General features: G+C 33.9%; 21 protein-coding genes, 1 pseudogene and 1 other annotated feature. Of the genes and pseudogenes, 18 read left to right on the top strand and 4 right to left on the bottom strand.

What is annotated here, in order from left to right; translation table 11 throughout:
• Positions 1–123: 123 nt before the first annotated feature.
• The 9 genes and pseudogenes from FC86_RS01000 to FC86_RS00960 all read left to right on the top strand — a co-directional run bounded on the left by FC86_RS01000 (position 124) and on the right by FC86_RS00960 (position 8,942).
• Positions 124–315: a helix-turn-helix transcriptional regulator gene (locus tag FC86_RS01000; RefSeq protein WP_056974162.1), complete on the top strand. Its 192-nt coding sequence runs from the start codon at positions 124–126 to the stop codon at positions 313–315.
• 74 nt (positions 316–389) lie between these two features.
• Positions 390–857 (top strand): annotated as a pseudogene (locus tag FC86_RS00995) (DUF3278 domain-containing protein); the annotation flags it as partial.
• A 113-nt stretch (positions 858–970) separates the two neighbouring features.
• Positions 971–1,726, top strand: coding sequence for an alpha/beta fold hydrolase (locus tag FC86_RS00990; RefSeq protein WP_056974160.1), 756 nt, complete (start codon positions 971–973; stop codon positions 1,724–1,726).
• A 53-nt stretch (positions 1,727–1,779) separates the two neighbouring features.
• Positions 1,780–2,178 (top strand): winged helix-turn-helix transcriptional regulator, encoded by a 399-nt coding sequence (locus tag FC86_RS00985; RefSeq protein WP_056974159.1) that lies wholly within the window; start codon positions 1,780–1,782, stop codon positions 2,176–2,178.
• A gap of 88 nt (positions 2,179–2,266) precedes the next feature.
• Positions 2,267–2,899: a 3-hexulose-6-phosphate synthase gene (gene hxlA / locus FC86_RS00980; RefSeq protein WP_056974158.1), complete on the top strand. Its 633-nt coding sequence runs from the start codon at positions 2,267–2,269 to the stop codon at positions 2,897–2,899.
• Positions 2,892–3,431, top strand: a complete 540-nt coding sequence (gene hxlB, locus FC86_RS00975) for a 6-phospho-3-hexuloisomerase (protein WP_056974157.1) — start codon at positions 2,892–2,894, stop codon at positions 3,429–3,431. Before hxlA ends, hxlB begins: the two co-directional genes overlap by 8 nt.
• 115 nt (positions 3,432–3,546) lie before the next feature.
• Positions 3,547–4,887: a dihydrolipoyl dehydrogenase family protein gene (locus tag FC86_RS00970; protein WP_056974156.1), complete on the top strand. Its 1,341-nt coding sequence runs from the start codon at positions 3,547–3,549 to the stop codon at positions 4,885–4,887.
• Between the two features lie 66 nt (positions 4,888–4,953).
• Complete coding sequence (locus tag FC86_RS00965) at positions 4,954–6,291, top strand: dihydrolipoyl dehydrogenase family protein (protein WP_056974155.1); 1,338 nt, start codon at positions 4,954–4,956, stop codon at positions 6,289–6,291.
• Between the two features lie 122 nt (positions 6,292–6,413).
• Positions 6,414–8,942, top strand: a complete 2,529-nt coding sequence (locus FC86_RS00960; protein WP_056974154.1) for a M1 family metallopeptidase — start codon at positions 6,414–6,416, stop codon at positions 8,940–8,942.
• Between the two features lie 29 nt (positions 8,943–8,971).
• Here the strand turns inward: FC86_RS00960 and FC86_RS00955 are convergent, their stop codons facing one another.
• Positions 8,972–9,529 (bottom strand): GNAT family N-acetyltransferase, encoded by a 558-nt coding sequence (locus FC86_RS00955; RefSeq protein ID WP_056974153.1) that lies wholly within the window; start codon positions 9,527–9,529, stop codon positions 8,972–8,974.
• 155 nt (positions 9,530–9,684) lie between these two features.
• Positions 9,685–9,948, top strand: a binding site (T-box leader).
• A 67-nt stretch (positions 9,949–10,015) separates the two neighbouring features.
• On the opposite strand from FC86_RS00955, the gene FC86_RS00950 reads away from it, so the two are divergent.
• From FC86_RS00950 to FC86_RS00930, 5 genes are read left to right on the top strand one after another with little or no spacing between them, the layout of a single operon-like run.
• Positions 10,016–10,876: a homoserine O-acetyltransferase/O-succinyltransferase family protein gene (locus FC86_RS00950; protein ID WP_056974152.1), complete on the top strand. Its 861-nt coding sequence runs from the start codon at positions 10,016–10,018 to the stop codon at positions 10,874–10,876.
• The gene (locus tag FC86_RS00945) at positions 10,863–12,137 is read left to right on the top strand and encodes an O-acetylhomoserine aminocarboxypropyltransferase/cysteine synthase family protein (protein WP_056974151.1); all 1,275 of its coding nucleotides are present in this window, start codon (positions 10,863–10,865) and stop codon (positions 12,135–12,137) included. The genes FC86_RS00950 and FC86_RS00945 overlap by 14 nt, the downstream gene beginning before the upstream one ends.
• 18 nt (positions 12,138–12,155) lie before the next feature.
• Positions 12,156–13,283, top strand: a complete 1,128-nt coding sequence (locus FC86_RS00940) for an aminotransferase class I/II-fold pyridoxal phosphate-dependent enzyme (protein WP_056974150.1) — start codon at positions 12,156–12,158, stop codon at positions 13,281–13,283.
• Positions 13,284–13,286: 3 nt separating this feature from the next.
• Positions 13,287–14,444 carry an aminotransferase class V-fold PLP-dependent enzyme gene (locus FC86_RS00935; RefSeq protein WP_056974149.1) on the top strand — a complete coding sequence of 386 codons (1,158 nt, stop codon included), beginning with the start codon at positions 13,287–13,289 and terminating at the stop codon, positions 14,442–14,444.
• A 27-nt stretch (positions 14,445–14,471) separates the two neighbouring features.
• Positions 14,472–15,617, top strand: coding sequence for a 5-methyltetrahydropteroyltriglutamate--homocysteine S-methyltransferase (locus FC86_RS00930; protein WP_056974148.1), 1,146 nt, complete (start codon positions 14,472–14,474; stop codon positions 15,615–15,617).
• A 44-nt stretch (positions 15,618–15,661) separates the two neighbouring features.
• On the opposite strand, the gene FC86_RS00925 is transcribed toward FC86_RS00930, so the two are convergent.
• On the bottom strand, positions 15,662–16,360 hold the full coding sequence (locus tag FC86_RS00925; RefSeq protein WP_082618809.1) for an IS3 family transposase: 699 nt from the start codon (positions 16,358–16,360) through the stop codon (positions 15,662–15,664).
• Positions 16,361–16,600: 240 nt separating this feature from the next.
• The gene (locus FC86_RS00920) at positions 16,601–16,966 is read right to left on the bottom strand and encodes a helix-turn-helix domain containing protein (RefSeq protein ID WP_056974147.1); all 366 of its coding nucleotides are present in this window, start codon (positions 16,964–16,966) and stop codon (positions 16,601–16,603) included.
• Positions 16,967–17,633: 667 nt separating this feature from the next.
• Here FC86_RS00920 and FC86_RS06520 point away from each other — a divergent pair.
• Positions 17,634–17,780 carry an alcohol dehydrogenase gene (locus FC86_RS06520; protein ID WP_156403311.1) on the top strand — a complete coding sequence of 49 codons (147 nt, stop codon included), beginning with the start codon at positions 17,634–17,636 and terminating at the stop codon, positions 17,778–17,780.
• Between the two features lie 18 nt (positions 17,781–17,798).
• Positions 17,799–17,963 carry a class IIb bacteriocin, lactobin A/cerein 7B family gene (locus tag FC86_RS06440; RefSeq protein ID WP_082618808.1) on the top strand — a complete coding sequence of 55 codons (165 nt, stop codon included), beginning with the start codon at positions 17,799–17,801 and terminating at the stop codon, positions 17,961–17,963.
• A 328-nt stretch (positions 17,964–18,291) separates the two neighbouring features.
• Here FC86_RS06440 and FC86_RS00910 read toward each other — a convergent pair whose 3' ends face one another.
• Positions 18,292–18,552, bottom strand: a complete 261-nt coding sequence (locus FC86_RS00910) for a hypothetical protein (RefSeq protein WP_056974145.1) — start codon at positions 18,550–18,552, stop codon at positions 18,292–18,294.
• A 793-nt stretch (positions 18,553–19,345) separates the two neighbouring features.
• Between FC86_RS00910 and FC86_RS06515 the strand changes: the two genes are divergently transcribed.
• Positions 19,346–19,468 carry an EntF family bacteriocin induction factor gene (locus tag FC86_RS06515; protein WP_156403310.1) on the top strand — a complete coding sequence of 41 codons (123 nt, stop codon included), beginning with the start codon at positions 19,346–19,348 and terminating at the stop codon, positions 19,466–19,468.
• A 546-nt stretch (positions 19,469–20,014) separates the two neighbouring features.
• A complete protein-coding gene (locus FC86_RS06590; protein ID WP_236692272.1) occupies positions 20,015–20,770 on the top strand; it encodes a sensor histidine kinase in 756 nt (251 codons plus the stop codon).
• Positions 20,771–20,785 lie beyond the last annotated feature (15 nt).

Genomic DNA, 20,785 nt, shown 5'->3' with positions numbered 1-20,785 from the left:
GAGAAGGTATTTTTTATGGTCAAAATTTAAAAACATGGAATATATAGTTGACATCTATCAAAGATTATGTAATATATAAATTACTTAAGGAACTTATATATTACTTTTAAGGAGTAACTGCTGATGGAAAATAAAGTTAAAGTAGTCCGGATTTCTGAAGGTATGCAACAAAAAGATTTAGCCTTAAAAGTGGCGATATCAAGACAAACGCTTAGTTTGATTGAAAAAGGACAATATAATCCCTCTTTAAAGTTATGTATCAAGCTAGCTGAAGCCTTGGGGTCAGATTTAAATTCATTATTTTGGAGGATATAATTATGCAAAAAGAATCATTATATGTTAGAGCTGTCAGAAGATTTTATGGGATTGCAGGATAATTTGACGAATATCGCGAACAGGAAATTAACAAAATTGGAAATAAATCATTTATGATGTTAACTATCTATAACATGCTTTCTGTATTTGTCGCTTGGTTGGGACTTATGAGCTCTTTAGATAAGGAGCTAACATTTGCGAGTTATATTATATGTAATTTTGTTGTGCTGCTCGGAATATTTGGCTATATTGCGATCAAAGTTTATCGATTAAAGCTTGATCAGGTCGAAGTTTACAATGATACACAGTACGGCCAACTAATGAGAAAATCAAAGAAAAGTTTCGTTTTAGGAGGACTATTCTTTTTTGTAGGTACTCGTGTTTTAAGCATTATAATGAATTTAGTTGATGCTAAAAATCAGCTATCATTGATGGATTTAGTTCTTTCGCCAAAAGATAATATTCAAATGTTAATATCGACAGCATTATTTATTATTTTTATGTATATCCTAACGAAGGCCAGAATTAAAAAAGATGAATAAACAATAACTCAAAAGCCTAATTTAAAATTAGGCTTTTTTATATTGAAATAACTGTACTTTAAATTAGTACTAGGCTAGTGTAGTTGACGATCAATTCAATTGAGGATAGCAAAATGAAAACAAAACAATTTGAAACGCAATTAGGCACTTTTTCAGCACAAGTAAGACCAGGCAAACCACTGATTGTGTTCTTAAATGGTGCAGGGAATATTGAAGCTTGCGATAATTTTGCTTTGATTATTAATCAGTTAAGCCCTGAATATGGTATTTTTGCGATAGATTATTTGGATAATGGTAGAAGTGGTTTAGCTCAAAAGAATTATACTTTGGCCGATGAAGCTCAAAAAATTGCCCAATTTATCAAATTGCAGGATTCAGAATCTATTGCAATTGTGGCTCACAGTATTGGCGGAATCTATGCTAGATATTTGGTACAAGAGTTGGCCAATGTTAGGGGATTAGTTTTAATTGAACCAACTACTGGAGAAATTATGCTAAATCCACCTCAGACTCCTGACTATTTAGCAGCCCAACAACAGCCCATTACACTGGATAGTTTAAAAAGCTCACTTTCTGAAATTTTTTCGACTCGGCTAGTTAAAAAAATAGTAAAAAGTATCACGACTCCGCCAGCTGAACACGATCAGTCCTTTACCAAAATTCAGCAACAAAATTTTAATCAGTTATTACTATCTAATCATAGTCAATTAACTTCAGAGTCTGTTGTGATTTTTACACAGCCTTATCGTTTAGAAGAATATCAGCGTTCAGAATTTAAAACGTCGAACACCGAAAGGGCAACCCATTGCCTGCATTGGCATTATTCAAAGCAACTCACACAGGCGATTGTTGATTTAATCAAACCTTGATGCAGGTCAAGAATTGGGATAAACTGTATCAACAATAATAAGAGGTGACAATTATGCAAGAAGATATTCGACAAAAAGTAAAAGAAAGAATTCAATCAGGTGACTTTGACTGTGCCAAAGAGCTGACCATGTCGATGTTTATGGGCAAACATAAATTATTTATTTTATGGGAACTAAGAAAGGGCAATCCGATTCACTTTAATGAGTTTACACGCCTTATTCCAAATGTCAGTCGCAAAGTATTAACTAATCAGTTAAATGAATTAATTCAAGATAATATGATTAAAAAAAAGGACTATGATGAAGGCAACGTCAAACGTGTCAGTTATGAATTAACCCAAACTGGAAAAACAATTATGCCAATTCTTGAGGCGATGTATCAATGGGGTGAAAACCGCATTGAAGAGCTAAAAATCAGTCCTAATTACCAAACTAATTCGAGTGAAAATTAGGGAGTTACCTCAAGGTAACTAATTGTTTCAAAACAGTTCTTTCGATAAACTTTTAATTACAAAAAGTTAGTAGGAGGAACAATTAATTATGAAATTACAACTCGCAATTGATTTAGAAGATGTAGATGGTGCGATTGAACTTATCGAAAAAACAAAAGATAGTGTTGATGTATTTGAATATGGCACTCCATTAGTTATTAACTTTGGTCTTGAAGGACTAAAGAAAATTCGTGAGCGTTTTCCAGATATTACGTTATTAGCTGACGTTAAAATTATGGACGTTGCTGGTTACGAAGTTGAGCAAGCAATCAATTATGGTGCAGATATTGTGACAATTTTGGCTGCTGCTGAAGATCAATCTATTAAAGATGCTGTGGCTAAAGCACATGAACATGGCAAAGAATTATTAGTAGATATGATTGGGATTCAAGATGTTGAAAAACGTGCTAAAGAACTAGATGAAATGGGTGCAGACTATATTGCAACTCACACAGGTTATGATTTACAAGCACTAGGTCAAACACCACTTGAAAACTTCAACAAAATCAAAGCAACAGTTCAACAAACTAAAACAGCTGTTGCAGGTGGTATTAAAGAAGATTCTGCGCCAACAATTATTTCACAACAACCTGACTTATTAATCGTTGGTGGTGCAATTTCAACTGATGATAATCCAGCTGAAAAAGCAAAAGTGTTCAAGGATATGATTGATAATGCCTAAGCAATCTAATTGGCAATTAATTTTGTCAGAGTTGCAAAAAGGGGCAGTTGAAGTGAACGATTCACAACTGGAATTAGTTCGCCAAGCTAACCGTATCTTTGTGGCAGGAGCAGGACGTTCTGGGTTAAACTTGAAATCGTTTACGATGCGATTAAATCAACTTGGAAAGCCAACTTATGTTGTGGGTGAAACGACAACCCCTGCCTTTGGTGAAGCTGATTTATTAATTGTCGCAACGGGTTCTGGAACAACTAGTCAAATGATTCAATTTATGGAGAAAGCAGCTAATTTAGGTGGCAAAGTATGGCTCCTAACCGCTACTAAACAGACACCCGCTACTGAATTAGCTTCAGAAATCACGTATTTAGCTGGTAAAGGTAAATTCGATTCAGGTGAACAATCAACTCAACCGATGGGTTCGCTGTTTGAACAATCACTATTGATTTTTGGAGATGCTTTTACACTTTCATATATGAACCAATTTGATATTTTGGAATCAGATATGCAACACAATCATGCAAATTTAGAATAGAAAAAAGCTGCTAGTATTTGGTAACTAGCAGCTTTTTTGAACCTAATAAATTGTAAACAATCTAATTTGGTGTTATGATATTCTAAAATAAATGACAAGTCATGGAGGCAATCAAATGACAGCAAAATATGATTATGATGTTCTTTACTTAGGTGCAGGTCACGGGACTTTTGACGGTGCAGTGCCACTCGCACAAAAGGGCTTTAAAATTGGTGTAGTTGAAGCCGATAAAATGGGTGGAACTTGTCCGAACTGGGGCTGTAATGCCAAAATAGCGTTGGACGCACCTGTTTTGATTCGTCATCAACAACAAAATATGTCTGATTTATTCGAAGGTGAACTTCCTAAAGTAAACTGGAAAAATAATATGAAACACAAACATGATGTTATTGATGCACTACCTGATATGATCGAAGGATTGGTTCAATCCGTAGGAATTGATGTTATTCATGGCTTTGGTCAATTAAAAGATAGTCATACTGTTCAAGTAAACGGTGAAGAAAAAACAGCTGAAAAAATTGTGATTGCAACAGGTCTACATCCACATAAATTAATGGTTGATGGTCATGAATTAGCTCATGATAGTCAAGAATTTTTAGCTTTGGATGAATTACCTGAAGATATTACCATTATTGGTTCTGGTTATATTGGAATGGAATTTGCATCAATTGCTCAAGCAGCAGGTGCTAACGTGACGGTTATGATGAGTCATGGTATTGTCTTGAGAAACTTTTACCAACCTTACGTTACTTTAATTGTTGACCAAATGAAAAAAGATGGTATTCAATTTATCGAAAACGCTAATGTTTCTGCTTTTGAACAAACAACATCAGGCTATGTTGTGAAATATGGTGACAATCAAGAACATGCTACTAAATGGATCTTAGATGCTACAGGACGTACACCTAATGTTGAAAACATGGGACTTGAAGAAGTTGGTGTTGAATATGATCAAACTGGAATTAAGGTTAATGGCTATCTTCAAACAAGCGTAGATAGTATTTATGCTTCAGGGGATGTTATTTCAAGTTCTCAACCTAAGTTAACACCTACCGCAGCTTTTGAAAGTGCTTATTTAACACAATTGTTTTCACGTGAAACATCAAAAGAAATTGATTTTCCAGCAGTTGCTTCAGTGACATTTACAACACCAAGAATTGCACAAGTCGGTGTTTCAGTCGACGAAGCTAAAGATAATCCTGATTATCGTGTAGTGGAATCAGACTTAGCACAAACAAATTGGTATTATCAAGCCTTTAAAGAACCAATTGCCAAGAGAAGTCTTGTTTTTGATCAAAATAATCAATTAGTTGGTGCAACTGAAGTTAGTCAAAAAGCAGACGACGTCATTAATGCCTTGGTTCCAATTATCGAATTAAAACCAACAAAAGAACAAATGGGTCGGATGATTCACTTGTTCCCATCAATTGCTAGTGATGTTTTTAGTTCACTATAAATCATTACAATACTGCACACTGTTGTGTGCAAAATACATAATTCAATTGAATAAGGAGATGTTAAAATGAAAACTCAACAATACGATTACGATGTGATGTTTATTGGTGCAGGTCACGGTTCAGATGGTGCGGTGATGCTGAATAAACATGGCTATAAAGTAGCCAAAATTGAAGCTGAAAAAGTCGGCGGAACTTGTACAAACTGGGCATGTAATGCCAAAATTGTACTAGATGGTCCAGTTAAATTAAGCCGAACACATGAACAATTAAAAGATATTGTTCAAGGTGATTTACGTTTAAGTTGGGAACAAAACATGGCTCACAAACATGAAGTTATCGATCCACTAGCTGATGGTATGGAAAAGAAATTTACAGGTTCTGGTATTGATGTGCTTCATGGCTGGGCTAAGTTTGTTGATAATCATACTGTTGAAATTGACGGCAAAACCTATACATCAGATAAATTTGTGATTGCAACAGGCTTGCACCCACATCAACTAGATGTTCCAGGAAAAGAATATGCTCATGATAGTAAAGATTTCCTAGACTTAAACCCATTACCAAAACGAATGACAGTTATTGGTTCAGGTTATATCGGAATGGAATTTGCGACAATTGCGAATGCTTTTGGTAGCGAAGTCACTGTTTTGATGCGTGGAGATCGTGTATTGCGTCAATTCAATGCCGAGTATGTTGATGAAGTAGTCCAAGATATGACAGAACGTGGCGTTAAATTCATTAAAAACGCTACAGTAAGTGAATTCACTCAAGAAAATAATCACTATATTGTGCACTACGATGATGGCAAAACAGTTGAAACAGACTGGATTTTAGATGCAACAGGTCGTGTACCAAATACGTCAGGATATGGTTTGGACGAATTAGGGATTCACTATAGTGATAAAGGGATTCAAGTGAATGGTAAAATGCAAACTAATATCGACAATATTTTTGTTGCAGGAGATGTCGCTGATACAACTTATCCAAAACTAACACCAACAGCAACTCACCACTCAAACTATATCGCACACTTTATTATGGGGGATACCAAAGATGATATGAAACCATTTGTGGTACCAACTGTAACCTTTACTTCACCAAGAATTGCTGAAGCAGGCGTAACGGTTGCCGAAGCCAAAGCTGATCGTGAAAAATACGATATCTTAGAAAGTGATGTTACAGGCGATTGGTTCAGAAAAGTTAATGAAGATAAAATCGGTAAACAAACACTTGTTTTTGATAAAGCTGGCCACTTAGTCGGTGCAACTGAAGTCAGTGAAGAAGCTGAAAACTTTATTAATGCGGTTCTACCAGCGATTGCATTGAAATTAGAACGTGATCAAATCGAACAAATCGTCCCACTATTTCCATCAATTATGCACGAAGGATGGAAGAAACTTTAATTAACAAAAAATGCATCCAGTTTAGGATGCGTTTTTTATTTGGTCAGGTTATAGCATCAGTCAGGTAAACACGATATAATAAATTTATATTATTAAAATAAAATGAAAAACAGGAGAGACTCATGACAGAATTAAAACGATTATATGATGTTTTTGAACCTAAACATTATGACTTATATATTGATGTTAATCGTGAAACCAAAACGATTAGTGGTACAACAACAATAGTGGGTGAAGCAAAAGAAACAGCAATGGCTTTACACCAAAAAGATTTGGCTGTTTCAGAAGTGAAAGTAGCTGGTCAAGCTGTTGATTTTACAATTGATAAAGAAAAAGACTTAGTTAAATTTGAAACACCAACTACAGGTGAAGCGACGATTGAAGTGACTTATACAGCACCATTAACTGATACGATGATGGGTATTTATCCTTCATACTATGAACATGAAGGTGTCAAAAAACAATTAGTCGGCACACAATTTGAAACAAACTTTGCTCGCCAGGCTTTTCCTTGTGTGGATGAACCTGAAGCAAAAGCAACCTTTGAATTGGCACTAAAATTTGATGAAAAACCAGGCGAAATCGCTTTAAGTAACATGCCAGAAACCCTTGTTGAAGAGGGTGTGCATTACTTTGATAAAACCGTTAAAATGTCAACGTACCTAGTGGCCTTTGCTTTTGGTGAAATGCAAAGTAAATTAACAGAAACTAAAAGTGGGGTTAAAGTTGGCGTATTTTCAACAAAAGCACACCAATCTAATGAATTAGATTTTGCTTTGGATATTTCAAAACGTGCCATTGACTTCTATGAAGATTTCTACCAAACACCTTATCCATTACCTCATTCATGGCAATTAGCATTACCAGACTTTTCAGCTGGAGCAATGGAAAACTGGGGACTTGTAACTTATCGTGAAGCCTACTTATTGCTAGATCCAGACAATACAGCACTAAGTATGAAACAAGTAGTCGCTACTGTGATTGCCCATGAACTAGCTCACCAATGGTTTGGTGATTTAGTTACAATGAAATGGTGGGACGACTTATGGTTAAACGAAAGTTTTGCCAATATGATGGAATACGTGGCAATTGATGCTATTCAACCTGATTGGCATATTTGGGAAAGTTTCCAAACAGGTGAAGCACCTGCCGCTCTTCAACGTGATGCAACTGATGGTGTCCAATCTGTTCACGTTCAAGTTGAACATCCAGCTGAAGTTGATTCACTATTTGACCCTGCGATTGTTTATGCTAAAGGAGCACGTTTACTAGTTATGGTGCGTTCATTAATTGGTGATGATGCTTTACGAAAAGGGCTTAAGAATTACTTTGAAGCTCATCAATATAACAATGCAACAGGTCCAGATCTTTGGAAAGCTTTAGGTGAAGCCTCGGGTATGGACGTTAGTGCTGTGATGGATTCATGGTTAGAACAACCGGGTTATCCTGTAGTTAAAGCTGAAGTAATTGAGGGTGAACTAACCTTATCACAACAACAATTCTTTATTGGTGAAGGTCAAGATATTGACCGCAAATGGCAAATTCCGCTCAATGCAAATTATAAAGAACTGCCAGAGCTATTCACTGAAAAGAGTGTTTCTTTAGGTAACTATGATGCCTTAAGAAAAGCTAATAAACAAGCATTGCGTTTGAATGTGAACAATAATTCACACTTTATTGTGCAATATGATCAAGCTTTACTGGATGATATTTTAAGTGATGTGAACCAACTAGATGCAATTGCTCAAATGCAACTATTACAAGATTTACGTTTACTTGCTGAAGGCCGTCGTCTGTCTTATGCTGAACTAATCCCACTGTTACAAAACTTTGCAGATAGTTCATCAAATATTGTGAATGCAGGTCTTTACCGTTTAGCTAACAATCTAAAACGTTTTGTTAAAGAAGATAGCCAAGCTAAAAAAGATTTACAAAACTTATTCAACCGTTTAAGTGAAAAACAATTTGCTCGTTTAGGCTTCACACCAAAATCAGGTGAATCAAATGATGATCAATTGACTAGACCTTATGTGTTAAGTGCGGCTCTTTATGCCAAAAATGAACAAGCAATGAGTGAAGCACACGATTTATTTAACCAGCATCGCGATAACTTGCTAAGTTTACCAGCTGAAATTCGTTCATTTGTTTTGAGTAATGAAGTGAAGAATTATGGCTCAAAAGAATTATTTGATAACTTGCTTACACAATATCAAAAATCTACTGATGCTAGTTATAAACGTGATTTAACTGCTGCTTTAGTTTCAACATCTGATGTTAAATTAGCTCAAACGCTGATTTCAAACTTTGAAAATAGTGAAGTTATTAAACCGCAAGATTTAAGATCATGGTTTAGTGGTTTGCTTTCAAATGATAAATCTCAACAACAAACTTGGGATTGGCTACAAAACGATTGGCAATGGCTTGAAGATACCGTGGGTGGCGACATGGAATTTACTAGCTACATTACGGTTGTTTCAAATACTTTTAAAACAGCTGAAAGATTAGCTGAATTTAAAGCTTTCTTTGAACCAAAAATTAATACACCAGGTTTAACTCGTGAAATTAAAATGGGAATTAAAGCAATTGAAAGTCGTGTAGACTTAATTGAATCAGAACGTGAAGCAGTTGAAAAAGCACTAGCTAACAACTAATCTATGAAAAAAGCAAGATAGGCTTAAGCCTATCTTGCTTTTTTATTTTGCCATTCATCTCGTAGTAAAGACCAAATCGTTGAATCATGAAAACCATCTCGTAATAATTCACCTGCACGGTGAATACCATCAAAATGAAAACCAGCTTTTTTAGCAACATTGTTGCTACTGTCATTTTTAACACTGGCGTGAATTTCAACTTTGTCAATGTCATAATCGGTAAATGCAATATCGCATAGTGCCAACACAGTACGATGCATAATGCCCTTGCCACTAGCATCTTTATCGAGCCAGTAGCCAATCTCAGTACTTTTATCGCTCGCATGAAATCGGTTTAATGTGAGCGTACCAACAGGTTTGTGATTGTACCAAATAATGGTTAATAACATCTCACCTTTACCGTATTTTTGTAGACAATCTTTCAAAAATTTTTCTTCATCTTTTGGACTTTTGATGTTGCTTGCCCAAGGCAACCATTTTGCAAATTCAGTGCGATTTTTTTCAACTAATTGGTAAATTGCCTCAGCATCTAGTTCGGGTCTAGGTAGAGCAAGTTCTAATTCATGATCAATTTTGTAGGTAAACATAATTTATTCTCCTTAAAAAGTTTTTCAACAAAATTTATAATCGCAAACCTTTACTGAATAAGCTTTTTGTTGATAGAGGCTGTTATTAATTTAAAAAAGAGTTTGACATTCGATTATAATCTCGCTATAGTAGTCATCAACAAAGTAAATAATTAAATTTTACTGAGAAAAGATGAGTAAATATTTATCTTATTTTAACAGAGAGCCATGTTAGGTGAAAGATGGTATTTAAGAAAATATTGAAGATGGTCTTGGAGTAAGTTTAAATTGTGAGCCAGTTAGGTTAGCAATTTACGGGATAACACACGTTACTGTGTTGAAGGATAGCTACCATGAGTGTCCGGATCGAAGATGGTGATAATAGCATTGTATAATTATCACTAATATAGGGTGGTACCGCGTTTAACAACGCCCCTAGGTTTAAGCATAGTCTTAGATCTAGGGGCGTTTTTTTATGGTCTTAATCAAAAAAGGAGAGTTGAAAGTATGTCAGTGAATGCGTGTAATGGATTTTTAAAACAACAAAAAGAGTGGATAAATAGTCAACAAAGCAATCCTATGACTATCGTGATTTTGAATTTAATGCCTAACAAAAAAGAAACGGAAAGACAATTTTTGAATTTATTAGACAGTTTAGATGCTGAAATTGCGGTGCAATTTATTTATCCTAAAACACACCATTCAAAGCATACACAGGCTAAAGATTTAGCCGCATCTTATGCCACATTCGATGAAATTAAGCACCAACAAATTGATGGTCTAATTATTACTGGAGCACCTATTGAAAAGTTGGCGTTTTCAGAAATTGATTATATTGATGAATTAATCACTATTCGAAACTGGGCCAAAACACATGTTAAACAAACCATCAACGAGTGTTGGGCTGCCCAACAAGGTCTTAATCAAGATTTTGAGATAGAAAAAATCAATTTAAAGCAAAAATTATTTGGTATTTATCAAGCCAGTTATTTAGCTGAAGAAAACGAGTTAACGAAATATTGTGAAACGATAACAATGCCACAATCACGCCATACTAAATCTCTTGTGGATGAACAAAACTTACCAAAAGATTTAACGGTTATTGCCTCGAGTCCAGAGGCTGGTCCATTTATTTTATACTCTAAAAAATATCACCAACTTTACATTAGCGGTCATCCAGAATATGACACTCATACGCTTCATAATGAATACTTAAGAGATTTAAACCAACAAAAAAAGATTCAAAAACCAAAAAATTATGACACTAATCAACAGCTAATTAATACTTGGCAAGCTAGTAGTCAGCAATTTTATCAAAACTGGTCAGACTTAATTAAGAAAGAGGTTTTACTTTATGACACAATTTAATTTTGAAACTTTGCAAGTTCATGCAGGACAACAAGTTGATAAAGAAACAGGTGCTCGAGCTGTTCCAATTTATCAAACAACCTCTTATGTTTTTGATAATCCCAAACAAGCTGCAGATCGTTTTGAATTAAAAGAACCAGGTAATATTTATACTCGATTAACCAATCCCACAACAGATGTTTTAGAAAAAAGAATTGCAGCTCTTGAAAACGGCACATCTGCTGTCGTTCTAGCTACAGGTGCAGCAGCAATTACGTCTGCGATTTTAAATATTGCAGGACAGGGTGATGAAATTGTATCAGCTAGTAGTTTATATGGTGGTACATACGAATTGTTTTCGGTAACCCTACCTAAATATGGAATTACAACTAAATTTGTTGATTCTGATAATCCTTTGAATTTTGAAAAACAAATCACCGAAAATACCAAGGCTATTTATGTTGAAAGTATTGGGAATCCTAATATTAATCTCGTGGATTTTGAAAAAATTGCAGAAATTGCACACCGACACAATATTTTATTTATCGTTGATAATACCTTCGGAACACCTTATCTAGTTAAACCATTAGAACATGGAGCTGACATTGTGGTGCATTCTGCTACCAAATTCATTGGTGGTCATGGAACAACAATGGGTGGTGTGGTTGTTGAAAATGGTCAATTTGATTATCGAAAAACGAATCGTTACCCAGAATTTATTACACCAAATCCACACTACGATGGTTTGATTTTTGCAGATATTGAAGGAGCTGCTTTTACAACTAAAGTAAGGGCAGAAACGCTAAGAGATTTAGGAGCCGCAATTAGTCCATTTAATTCATTTTTACTACTTCAGGGACTGGAAACATTGTCGCTAAGAGTTGAACGTCACGTTTCAAATACTGAAAAAGTCATCGATTTTCTAAAACAACATCCTAAAGTTGACTGGATTAATTATCCAAAATTAGCAGATAATCCTTACCACGAACTAGCCAATACTTATTTCAAAAAAGGAACAGGCTCAATTTTCACTTTAGGATTGAAAGGTGGAAAAGCAGCTGGTCAAAAATTAATTGAAGAACTTCAGTTATTTTCATTATTAGCCAATGTTGCAGATACTAAATCACTCATTATTCATCCTGCTTCAACAACTCATGCTCAATTAAACGAGGAAGAACTAAAATCAGCTGGTGTAACACCTGATTTAATTCGCTTATCAATAGGAATTGAAAATAGTGATGATTTGATTGCTGATTTAAAACAAGCACTTGATAAAATCTAAATTTTAAGGAGCAAAAAAATGGAAAGTCACTGTACATGGAAGAAGAAAATCGATACGATTCTTGCCCAAGCAGGAAATCGCCAAGATAATGTCACGGGTGCGATTTCGATGCCACTTTATTTTTCAACAGCTTATCGACACCACGGTTTAGGTGAATCAACAGGTTATGATTATTCACGAATGAACCAGCCAACACGACAAGTACTCGAAGAAGTATTAGCTAAACTTGAAAATGGTGTGCGTGCATTTGGATTATCATCAGGGATGGCTGCGATTCAATTGGTTTTTACGCAATTTAAAAGTGGTAATCATATTGTCGTATCTGATGATTTGTATGGTGGTTCTTTTCGATTTTTTGATTTATTGAGCCAACAATATGGCATTGAATTTAGTCAATGGAATGGTCAGGATTTTGACCAGCTTGCCCAATTGCTGACCGAAAAAACCAAAGCTGTTTGGATAGAAACACCCTCAAATCCAATGATGAAAGTCATCGACATCAAAAAGACAGCTGAATTAACACATCAAAATCAGGCTCAATTAATTGTAGATAATACGTTTTATACGCCACTCATTCAACAAGTTTTGGATGAAGGAGCCGATATTGCAGTTCATAGTGCGACCAAATATTTGTCAGGTCATAATGATATTTTAGCTGGGGCCGTCATTTGTAAAGATGAGCAAACAGCTGAGGTTCTGGATAAAAATCTGATTACAATTGGCTCAAACATTAGCCCATTTGATTCATGGTTGCTACTTCGTAGTCTGAAAACTTTACCTATTCGATTGAAGAAGCAACAAGAAAATGCACAGCAATTAGTCAGTTTATTTAAACAATCAAAGGCCGTAACTAATGTTTTATATCCAGGTAAAGGCGGTATGATTAGTCTTTATACGGCAAAAAATATTAAAATCGATACGTTTTTAAAGAAGCTGGAAGTCGTTTCTTTTGCAGAAAGCTTAGGTGGAACAGAAACCTTAGTCACTGTTCCAGCTGTTCAAACTCATGCCGATTTAAGTGAACAGCAACGACAAAAAACAGGTATCACCGATAACTTACTACGAATTTCATGTGGTCTAGAAGATAGTGATGATTTAATTAAAGACTTCAAACAAGCATTTAAGCAAGCTGAAAGCGAGGAATGAAAAATGAGTCAAGCAGAATTTTCAGATTGGACTAAAGTAGTCAAATCAACAGCTAAACCTGATTCCCATACTGGAGCGGTGAATCCACCGATTTATTTGTCTTCAACATTTGAACAACCCGGACTCGATGAATTTGGTCAGTGGGATTATGCCCGAAGTGGTAATCCAACTCGAGATGTTTTGGAAGAAAGTATTGCAGAACTTGAAAATGGTGACCGTGGGTTTGCCTTTGCTACCGGAATGGCCGCAATCTCAACAGCCTTACTAACGCTTAAACAAGGTGATCACGTTATTGTGACAAAAAATGTTTATGGTGGTACTTTTCGCTTGGTAACTGAAGTTTTAGTTAATTATGGTATCAGTCATACATTTGTTGATTTAAGCGATGAAAAAGCGTTGAAAGATGCTTTTCAAGAGAACACTAAAGTGGTCTATCTTGAAACACCAGCAAACCCGACTTTACAAGTAACCGACATTCAAAAGGTTTCAAAAATTGCTCATGAAAGAGGTGCTTTGGTATTTGCTGATAATACTTTTATGACACCTATTTTACAAAAGCCATTAGAATTAGGAGCAGACCTTATTGTTCACAGTGCAACTAAATTTTTAGCGGGTCATAGTGATATTTTAGCGGGACTTGTCGTGACGAAAACTAAAGCTTTATCAGATCAAGTTTATTTCTTACAAAATGCGATGGGAGCAACTTTAGGTGTTGCTGATTCCTTCTTGTTATTAAGAGGGATTAAAACACTTGGTGTTCGAATGCAAACTTCGTCAAGAAATGCCCTAGAATTTGTCAAGTGGTTAACCGAGCAACCTGTCGTTACAAAAGTGAACTATCCTGGACTTGAAACATCTGACAGTTATTATTTACAGATTAGCCAAGCAAAAGCAGGTGGTGCGGTTTTATCATTTGACATTGGAACTGAAGAAAATGTCAAAAAGTTAATTGAAGAAATTAAAATCCCAGTCTTTTCGGTATCTTTAGGTGCAACTGAGTCAATTATTTCATACCCTCCGAAAATGTCCCATGCTGAATTGAACCGAGAAGAACGTCTAGAACGTGGCATTACTGATGGATTATTAAGACTATCAATTGGACTTGAAGACATTGATGATTTAAAACAGGATTTTGCCCAAGCTTTTGAAAAATTAAAGTAATCAAACAATCTGAAGGAGGCCCTTATTATGCCAAAAATTAATGGAACACTTAGTCACTATGATACAGTTGGTAGTTTTTTGAGACCTGAAAGTCTAAAAATTGCACGTGAAGAATTTAATCAAAATAAAATTACGCAAGCTGACTTAACACAAATTGAAAATGAAGAAATCAAAAAATTAGTCCAAAAACAAAAAGAAGTTGGATTAAAAATCGTAACGGATGGTGAATTACGCCGAAGTTACTGGCACTTAGATACTTTTTGGGGATTTGATGGGATTAGTCATACTAAACAAGAACATGGCTATTTATTCCAGGGTGTTGAAACTCGTAATGATTCTGCTCAAGTGAGCGGAAAAATCAAATTTAACCCTAATCATCCTGATTTATTAGCATTTAAATATTTGCAAAGTCTAGTTGAACACGATGATGAGTTAGTTGCTCGTCAAAGTATCCCAGCTCCTGCTCAACTTTATGCAGAACTGGTCAGAGGACCTGAGAATATTGAAGCAATCGGTCGATTTTATTCAAGTGAAGATCAGTTAATTGAAGACGTTGCCCAAGCCTATCACGATTTAATTATTGCTTTATATAATGAAGGCTGTCGTCATGTTAAATTAGATGACTGTACTTGGGGAATGATTGCCGATAAAAGTTTTTGGAAGACGATTTCAAAAGATTATCAAGATATTGATCGACTAAAAGCCCTTTACCTAAGCTTTAATAATCGTGCATTAGCTGATTTACCAGAAGATTTAGCAGTGACAACGCATGTTTGTCGTGGTAATTATGCCTCAACATGGGCAGCAAGTGGGGGTTATGAAACCGTTGCTGATACGTTATTTGCAAAAGAAAATGTTTCAGCTTTCTATCTTGAATTTGATGATGATCGTTCAGGTGATTTTGAACCCTTAAAACATGTTACACCTGGTAAAGAAGTCGTTTTAGGATTAATTACTAGCAAAAAACCAGAACTTGAGTCAAAAGAAGTCATTAAATCGCGTATTAAAGAAGCTAGTCAATATGTCCCACTTGAAAACTTATCCCTAAGCACTCAATGTGGTTTTGCTTCAACAGAAGAAGGGAACCATTTAACTGAAGAACAGCAATGGGATAAAATTAAACTCGTAATCGAAATTGCAAACGAAGTATTTGCAGTTGGTAAAGTTAAATAAAAAAGCTAGCTATGATGTGACCCCAAAAAGTTGGACACATTGATTTAGTTAAAATGGGTGGTGAGTTTTCGGTATTGAACCGGAGACTTGCCACCCAATTTTAATTTGATTCGATCATTATTGTAATAATGAATCCATTTTTTCATCGCGTCAACTAATTCGGGTTTTGTTTGATAATGTGTTGTCATGACTTCAGCTTTCATAATGTGAAAAAATGATTCCATGGCTGCATTATCTAAACAGTTACCTTTGCGTGACATACTTTGACTAATTGAATTATCTTTTAACGTTTTCTGCCAAATTGGTGTTTGATATTGAAATCCTTGGTCACTGTGTAAAATAGGTTGTGTCTGTGTTTGAGGTAATCGTTTAACCAGTCTTTGAACTGGATTTAGTGTCAACTTTACAGTCGGATGGGAACTGATTTCATAATCTAAAACTTCTCGAGAATACAAATCTAGTATTGGCGATAAATAAACGCGATGGTTGATATCGGCTTTACCATATCTAAATTCACTGACATCTGTTACCAGTTTTTGATAAGGTTTTTGAGCATCAAAACGACGCTTGAGATGATTATTTGCGATTTTTCCAATTTGACCCCGATAAGAATTATAGCGACGCTTTTTCTTACCATAGGCGGTTACTTGCAAGTGATTTAACTGCATGATACGCTGAACACGTTTATGATTAACGTCTATCCCTTCATTTTTTAGGGCGAAGGTTAGACGGCCGATAACCATAGTTAGGATGAGCCTGCTTAATTAATTTGATGTGATTAAGCAGTCGCTCATCTTTTTGTTTGTCTTGATTTAAGTGATAATAATACACACTTTTAGCCAGACCAATGGTATGCAAAATAAACCGAGTTGAATACTCAGGTAATTGTTGGATTAATTCTGTCGCAGCTTTGATAGTTGAAGTTACTTGATGTTTGATTCTTTCATAGTGATACTTAATAAAGTAATGTGGATCTTGTGGTTTTATTTGTCTTTTAGGGCAACCAGGACATGATTGTAAGCCTGATTCACCGTATAACTCCCATTGTTTTGCCAATTATAAATCGTACTAGCAGTTGGAATATTGAAATATAAAGCTGCTTCAGGATAGGATAATTGGTGTCTTTTTTGAAAGTCTAACACCTGCAGTTTAAATTCAAAAGTATAGGTTTTGGTGTTTGGTTTTTGAATCGCTAAACCAGCTATACCATAACGTTGGTAACGCTTAACCCATTTGAAAATAGTACCAGTTTGAGCAATATGATATTGACGACACAAGTTGGTTGAACTTTTCCCATTGAGATAATCGGTTACAATTTTTAGTTTGAATGCTTGATTAAATTTGACCATAAAAAAGACCCCTTTAAGTTTGGATTTTTGGTCCAACTTTTGGGGGTCACATCATGAAGTCTTTTTTGCTTGGCTTTCGAAAATAATAATTAGTTTTTACCTTTCAATTGTCTCATGTATTTTTTGAAATAAGAGCCAAAAATACATACCGCAACAATTGATATAACAATTGAAAGACAGATTTTGATATTTATACCACTTGTAAATAAGGTATAGCTATCAAAAAATATATTTATGATAGCTGCTATTGTAATAACGGCGGTTTCTAAAACTTTAAGCTTGATCATAAAAATTTTTCCTATTAATTTTCACTATAAGGCTATTAAGTTATCTTTTTACCTTATGAGTTACTTAATAAATTAACCGTAGTGAAGAATCTTTTCGTTGTTTTCGTAATATTTTGTATTACAAATTTATAATACCTTGGATTTTATGTTAATAGTAGTTTAATAGTGTGGATTTAAAATGTCTACAGAGTGTAGCGATAATTTAAATATTAATAAATTGTCTATTTTATTGTTTTCATGATAATTAATTGGAGTTTCATGAAACTTTTCTTCAACAAGTAGTGTTGATTATAATAATTCTACTAATTGGTGAGTAATTTTGATATTAGTTTGATTACTGGTTTATATTAGATTTATCATAATAAAAAAGGAGATAAAATATGGAGAAAATGATTTGTTTATCTAATGCAGAATTAGAAAAAATTAATGGCGGAGGCCTTTTTGATTTTATTGGTAATACATGGAGTACAATTTACAATACTGGAAGAGATTTTGGAAGAAGTGTTGTCAGAGGCGTAATGTCTTAATATAGGAGGTATAGAGAAATGAAAAATAGAAATGGTATTGAGTTTGAGTTAAGTGATGATAAGTTACAAGAAATTAATGGAGGTTTTTGGCCTGCAGTTTTGGTTGGAGTTGGACTTCCATTTGCTGCTGGTGCAATTGCTGGTGGTTTTGATGAATATGCAAGACAAAGGGGTAATCGTTAAATTATGATTGAATTTATCATTGATAATAAATCAACATTAACTAAAGTTGGTTTAGCTTTAGTGGCTTTCATACTTTTATTGGCGTATCCGTCAACTTTTGTTAGTATTTATAATACTGGTAAAGATTTCGGAAGAAGTTTAATCAATGGTCTAATGTAATTTAGTGATTTGAACATCAAATTATTGATTTCTTGCATGAAAATAAAAATTAGTTATTTAAAATATTTATAATTTTTATTTTCGTGATGACTAGTATTCAAATTAATCTTTGAATCGGTTTTAAAGTAAACTTCAAAGTCAGATGAGAACTAATTTTATAATCTAAAACTTATCGATAATATAAATCTAATACTGGCGATAGATAAACACACTGCTTAATATCAGCTTTGCCATATCTAAATTCACTGACATCTGCTATGAGTTTTTGATAAGGCTTTTGAGCATCAAAACGATGCTTAAACTGATTCTTAGCGATTTTTCTAACTGACCACGATAAGAATTGTTTTATCTTGTTGTGAGACCTCGCTTGTAAGTGATTGACCTGAATGATACGCTGAACGCGTCTGTGATTATCGTCTAGTCCCTTCATTTGAGACGCCGATAAAACTATAGTTAGGATGAGCCTGCTTAATTAATTTAATTTGATTGAGCAATCGCTCATCTTTTTGTTTATCTTAGTTTAAGTGATAATAATATATGCTTTTAATTAGGCCAACGGTATGCAAAATAAATCGAGTTGAATACTCAGGTAACTGTTGAATTGATTTTTTTCGTACCTTTGATAGTCAAAGTGGTGTGATGTTTGATTCTTTCATAGTGATATTTAATAAAGTAATGCGAATCTTGAGAGTTCATTTGACTTTTAGAGCGACCAGGACGTGACTGTAAACCTGGTGGGCCCATATAATTCCCATTGTTTTCGCCAGTTATAAATCGTGTTAGCAGTCGGAAAATTGAAATATACAGTTGCTCAGGATAGGATAATTGATGGCTTTTTTGAAAGTTTAATACCTGTCGTTTAAATTCAAAGAATAGTTTTTGGTATTTGGCTTTTGAACATATAAGCTAGCCATACCATAACTTTGGCATCGATTAACCGATTTAAAAATAGTGCTCGGTTTAGCAATATGATATTGACGGACACAGACTAGTTGCTAAATACTCTGTGACGACTTTTATAAATTTGATCATAAAAAAGATCTCTTTAAGTTTGGATTTTTGGTTCACCTTTTTTGTTTATATCATATAAGAATTTTTGATAACGAAAAATAAAAAACTGAAACATCTTGTTTGTCTCTTTTGATATCCTAAACAACGAAACATTTTGTTTGTGTTAAAATAATAACAGTTATTAAAAATACTTATTAATAAGGAGAAAATGTATGAAAAAATTATCAGATAAAAAATTATTCAAAATCAGAGGGGGAAGTACTGGTGATTTTATGCGTGGACGTTCAAAAACAGATCCACTGCAATGTATTTTTTCATTATTTACTAGATGTTAACTTAGATAGGTAAATTATATGGTTGTAGATACAAAAATATACCTATTACATTTTTCGCTTTTAACTATACTACAGATTATAGTCCTTTTTTTTATTTTATATTCGGTTACTAATACTAAAAAAATAATTTTATATCTACTCTCAATGGTACCTATAATGATATTGTTAATAGTTTCTGACTTATTTAATATCCTAACTATATGCATTACGTATTTTATATTTAAAAGATATAAATTTGATTTTTTTGTATTAAGCAGCATATTATTCGTGCAAATAATATGCACAATAACATATTATTTCTGTGAATCTATATTAAATTTTGTGGAGAAAGTATTTAGTTCAGAAATTACTTCATTTTATCCAATATCATTTTGGAGTAATGTGTTCCTGTTAGTAATAGTTATTTTTCTAGTAAAGAGATATAAAATTGTTGATAGATTAAAAAAAAGTAACCTAATATCAACATCACTTTTTTTATATTTTTTTCTAGTTATCAGACTCACTATTTTTATAAGTAATTTCTTTGATATTTTAGATACATCTATAATGGTGATTAATTTTCTGTTGATAGTTCAGGCAATTTTTACAGTATTAGCTTTTTTAATTATTTCATATAATCGGCGTAAAAAGTATAATTTTCAACTTTTAAAAAAACAGTTAGATGTTCTAAAAGAGTATACAAAAGAGCTAGAATATGATGAACAAGTTAATGCTAAATTCAAGCATGATTATAAAAATTTGTTATTGAGTTTAAAAGGTTCAGCAGAAAATGATAGTAGTTCTGAACTGATTAATACTGTTTCCGATTTAGAACAATACTCAGATAATTATTTCAAAAAAATAGAAGTTGACTTTAGACACTGTCAAAATATTAAAAATGATTATTTGAAGAGTTTGATTATTTCTAAACTATCAAAAGCCAAACAAAAAGAGATAGCTTGTCATTTTGAATGTGAAATGGTGGTTGATAAGATGCCAATTGATCAATTTGATTGCGTTAGAATGTTTGGCATTGTTTTAGATAATGCTATTGAAGCTGCCGTAGAAACCGCTCATCCAAGAATTGATATCATGTTGTATCAAGATGATAATCAATTAGAGTTTTGGGTAAGAAATAATTATGTAGCTAATACAATTGATTTGAAATCATTAAGACAAGCGAATGTTTCGACTAAAGCAGGACATTCTGGATTAGGATTAGTTAATATTGAAGAGATTAGTCAAAAACATCCTAATATTTTAAAAACTTTTTCTAAGAAAAAAGATATTTTTTCAGTAAACATTAAAATTTTAGTTAATTAATAGAAGGGAACGAGA

The organism is Holzapfeliella floricola DSM 23037 = JCM 16512 (assembly GCF_001436605.1).
GTDB lineage: Bacteria > Bacillota > Bacilli > Lactobacillales > Lactobacillaceae > Holzapfeliella > Holzapfeliella floricola.
The sequence above is the reverse complement of the archived record's forward strand: the minus strand, read 5'-3'. Positions and strand labels throughout refer to the sequence as shown.

Bases quoted from the DNA above. Each gene is read 5' to 3' on its own strand.
- FC86_RS01000 (WP_056974162.1), top strand. From the start codon at position 124: ATGGAAAATAAAGTTAAAGTAGTCCGGATTTCTGAAGGTATGCAACAA.
- FC86_RS00990 (WP_056974160.1), top strand. From the start codon at position 971: ATGAAAACAAAACAATTTGAAACGCAATTAGGCACTTTTTCAGCACAA.
- FC86_RS00985 (WP_056974159.1), top strand. From the start codon at position 1,780: ATGCAAGAAGATATTCGACAAAAAGTAAAAGAAAGAATTCAATCAGGT.
- hxlA (WP_056974158.1), top strand. From the start codon at position 2,267: ATGAAATTACAACTCGCAATTGATTTAGAAGATGTAGATGGTGCGATT.
- hxlB (WP_056974157.1), top strand. From the start codon at position 2,892: ATGCCTAAGCAATCTAATTGGCAATTAATTTTGTCAGAGTTGCAAAAA.
- FC86_RS00970 (WP_056974156.1), top strand. From the start codon at position 3,547: ATGACAGCAAAATATGATTATGATGTTCTTTACTTAGGTGCAGGTCAC.
- FC86_RS00965 (WP_056974155.1), top strand. From the start codon at position 4,954: ATGAAAACTCAACAATACGATTACGATGTGATGTTTATTGGTGCAGGT.
- FC86_RS00960 (WP_056974154.1), top strand. From the start codon at position 6,414: ATGACAGAATTAAAACGATTATATGATGTTTTTGAACCTAAACATTAT.
- FC86_RS00955 (WP_056974153.1), bottom strand. From the start codon at position 9,529: ATGTTTACCTACAAAATTGATCATGAATTAGAACTTGCTCTACCTAGA.
- FC86_RS00950 (WP_056974152.1), top strand. From the start codon at position 10,016: ATGTCAGTGAATGCGTGTAATGGATTTTTAAAACAACAAAAAGAGTGG.
- FC86_RS00945 (WP_056974151.1), top strand. From the start codon at position 10,863: ATGACACAATTTAATTTTGAAACTTTGCAAGTTCATGCAGGACAACAA.
- FC86_RS00940 (WP_056974150.1), top strand. From the start codon at position 12,156: ATGGAAAGTCACTGTACATGGAAGAAGAAAATCGATACGATTCTTGCC.
- FC86_RS00935 (WP_056974149.1), top strand. From the start codon at position 13,287: ATGAGTCAAGCAGAATTTTCAGATTGGACTAAAGTAGTCAAATCAACA.
- FC86_RS00930 (WP_056974148.1), top strand. From the start codon at position 14,472: ATGCCAAAAATTAATGGAACACTTAGTCACTATGATACAGTTGGTAGT.
- FC86_RS00925 (WP_082618809.1), bottom strand. From the start codon at position 16,360: ATGGTTATCGGCCGTCTAACCTTCGCCCTAAAAAATGAAGGGATAGAC.
- FC86_RS00920 (WP_056974147.1), bottom strand. From the start codon at position 16,966: ATGGTCAAATTTAATCAAGCATTCAAACTAAAAATTGTAACCGATTAT.
- FC86_RS06520 (WP_156403311.1), top strand. From the start codon at position 17,634: ATGGAGAAAATGATTTGTTTATCTAATGCAGAATTAGAAAAAATTAAT.
- FC86_RS06440 (WP_082618808.1), top strand. From the start codon at position 17,799: ATGAAAAATAGAAATGGTATTGAGTTTGAGTTAAGTGATGATAAGTTA.
- FC86_RS00910 (WP_056974145.1), bottom strand. From the start codon at position 18,552: ATGAAGGGACTAGACGATAATCACAGACGCGTTCAGCGTATCATTCAG.
- FC86_RS06515 (WP_156403310.1), top strand. From the start codon at position 19,346: ATGAAAAAATTATCAGATAAAAAATTATTCAAAATCAGAGGGGGAAGT.
- FC86_RS06590 (WP_236692272.1), top strand. From the start codon at position 20,015: ATGGTGATTAATTTTCTGTTGATAGTTCAGGCAATTTTTACAGTATTA.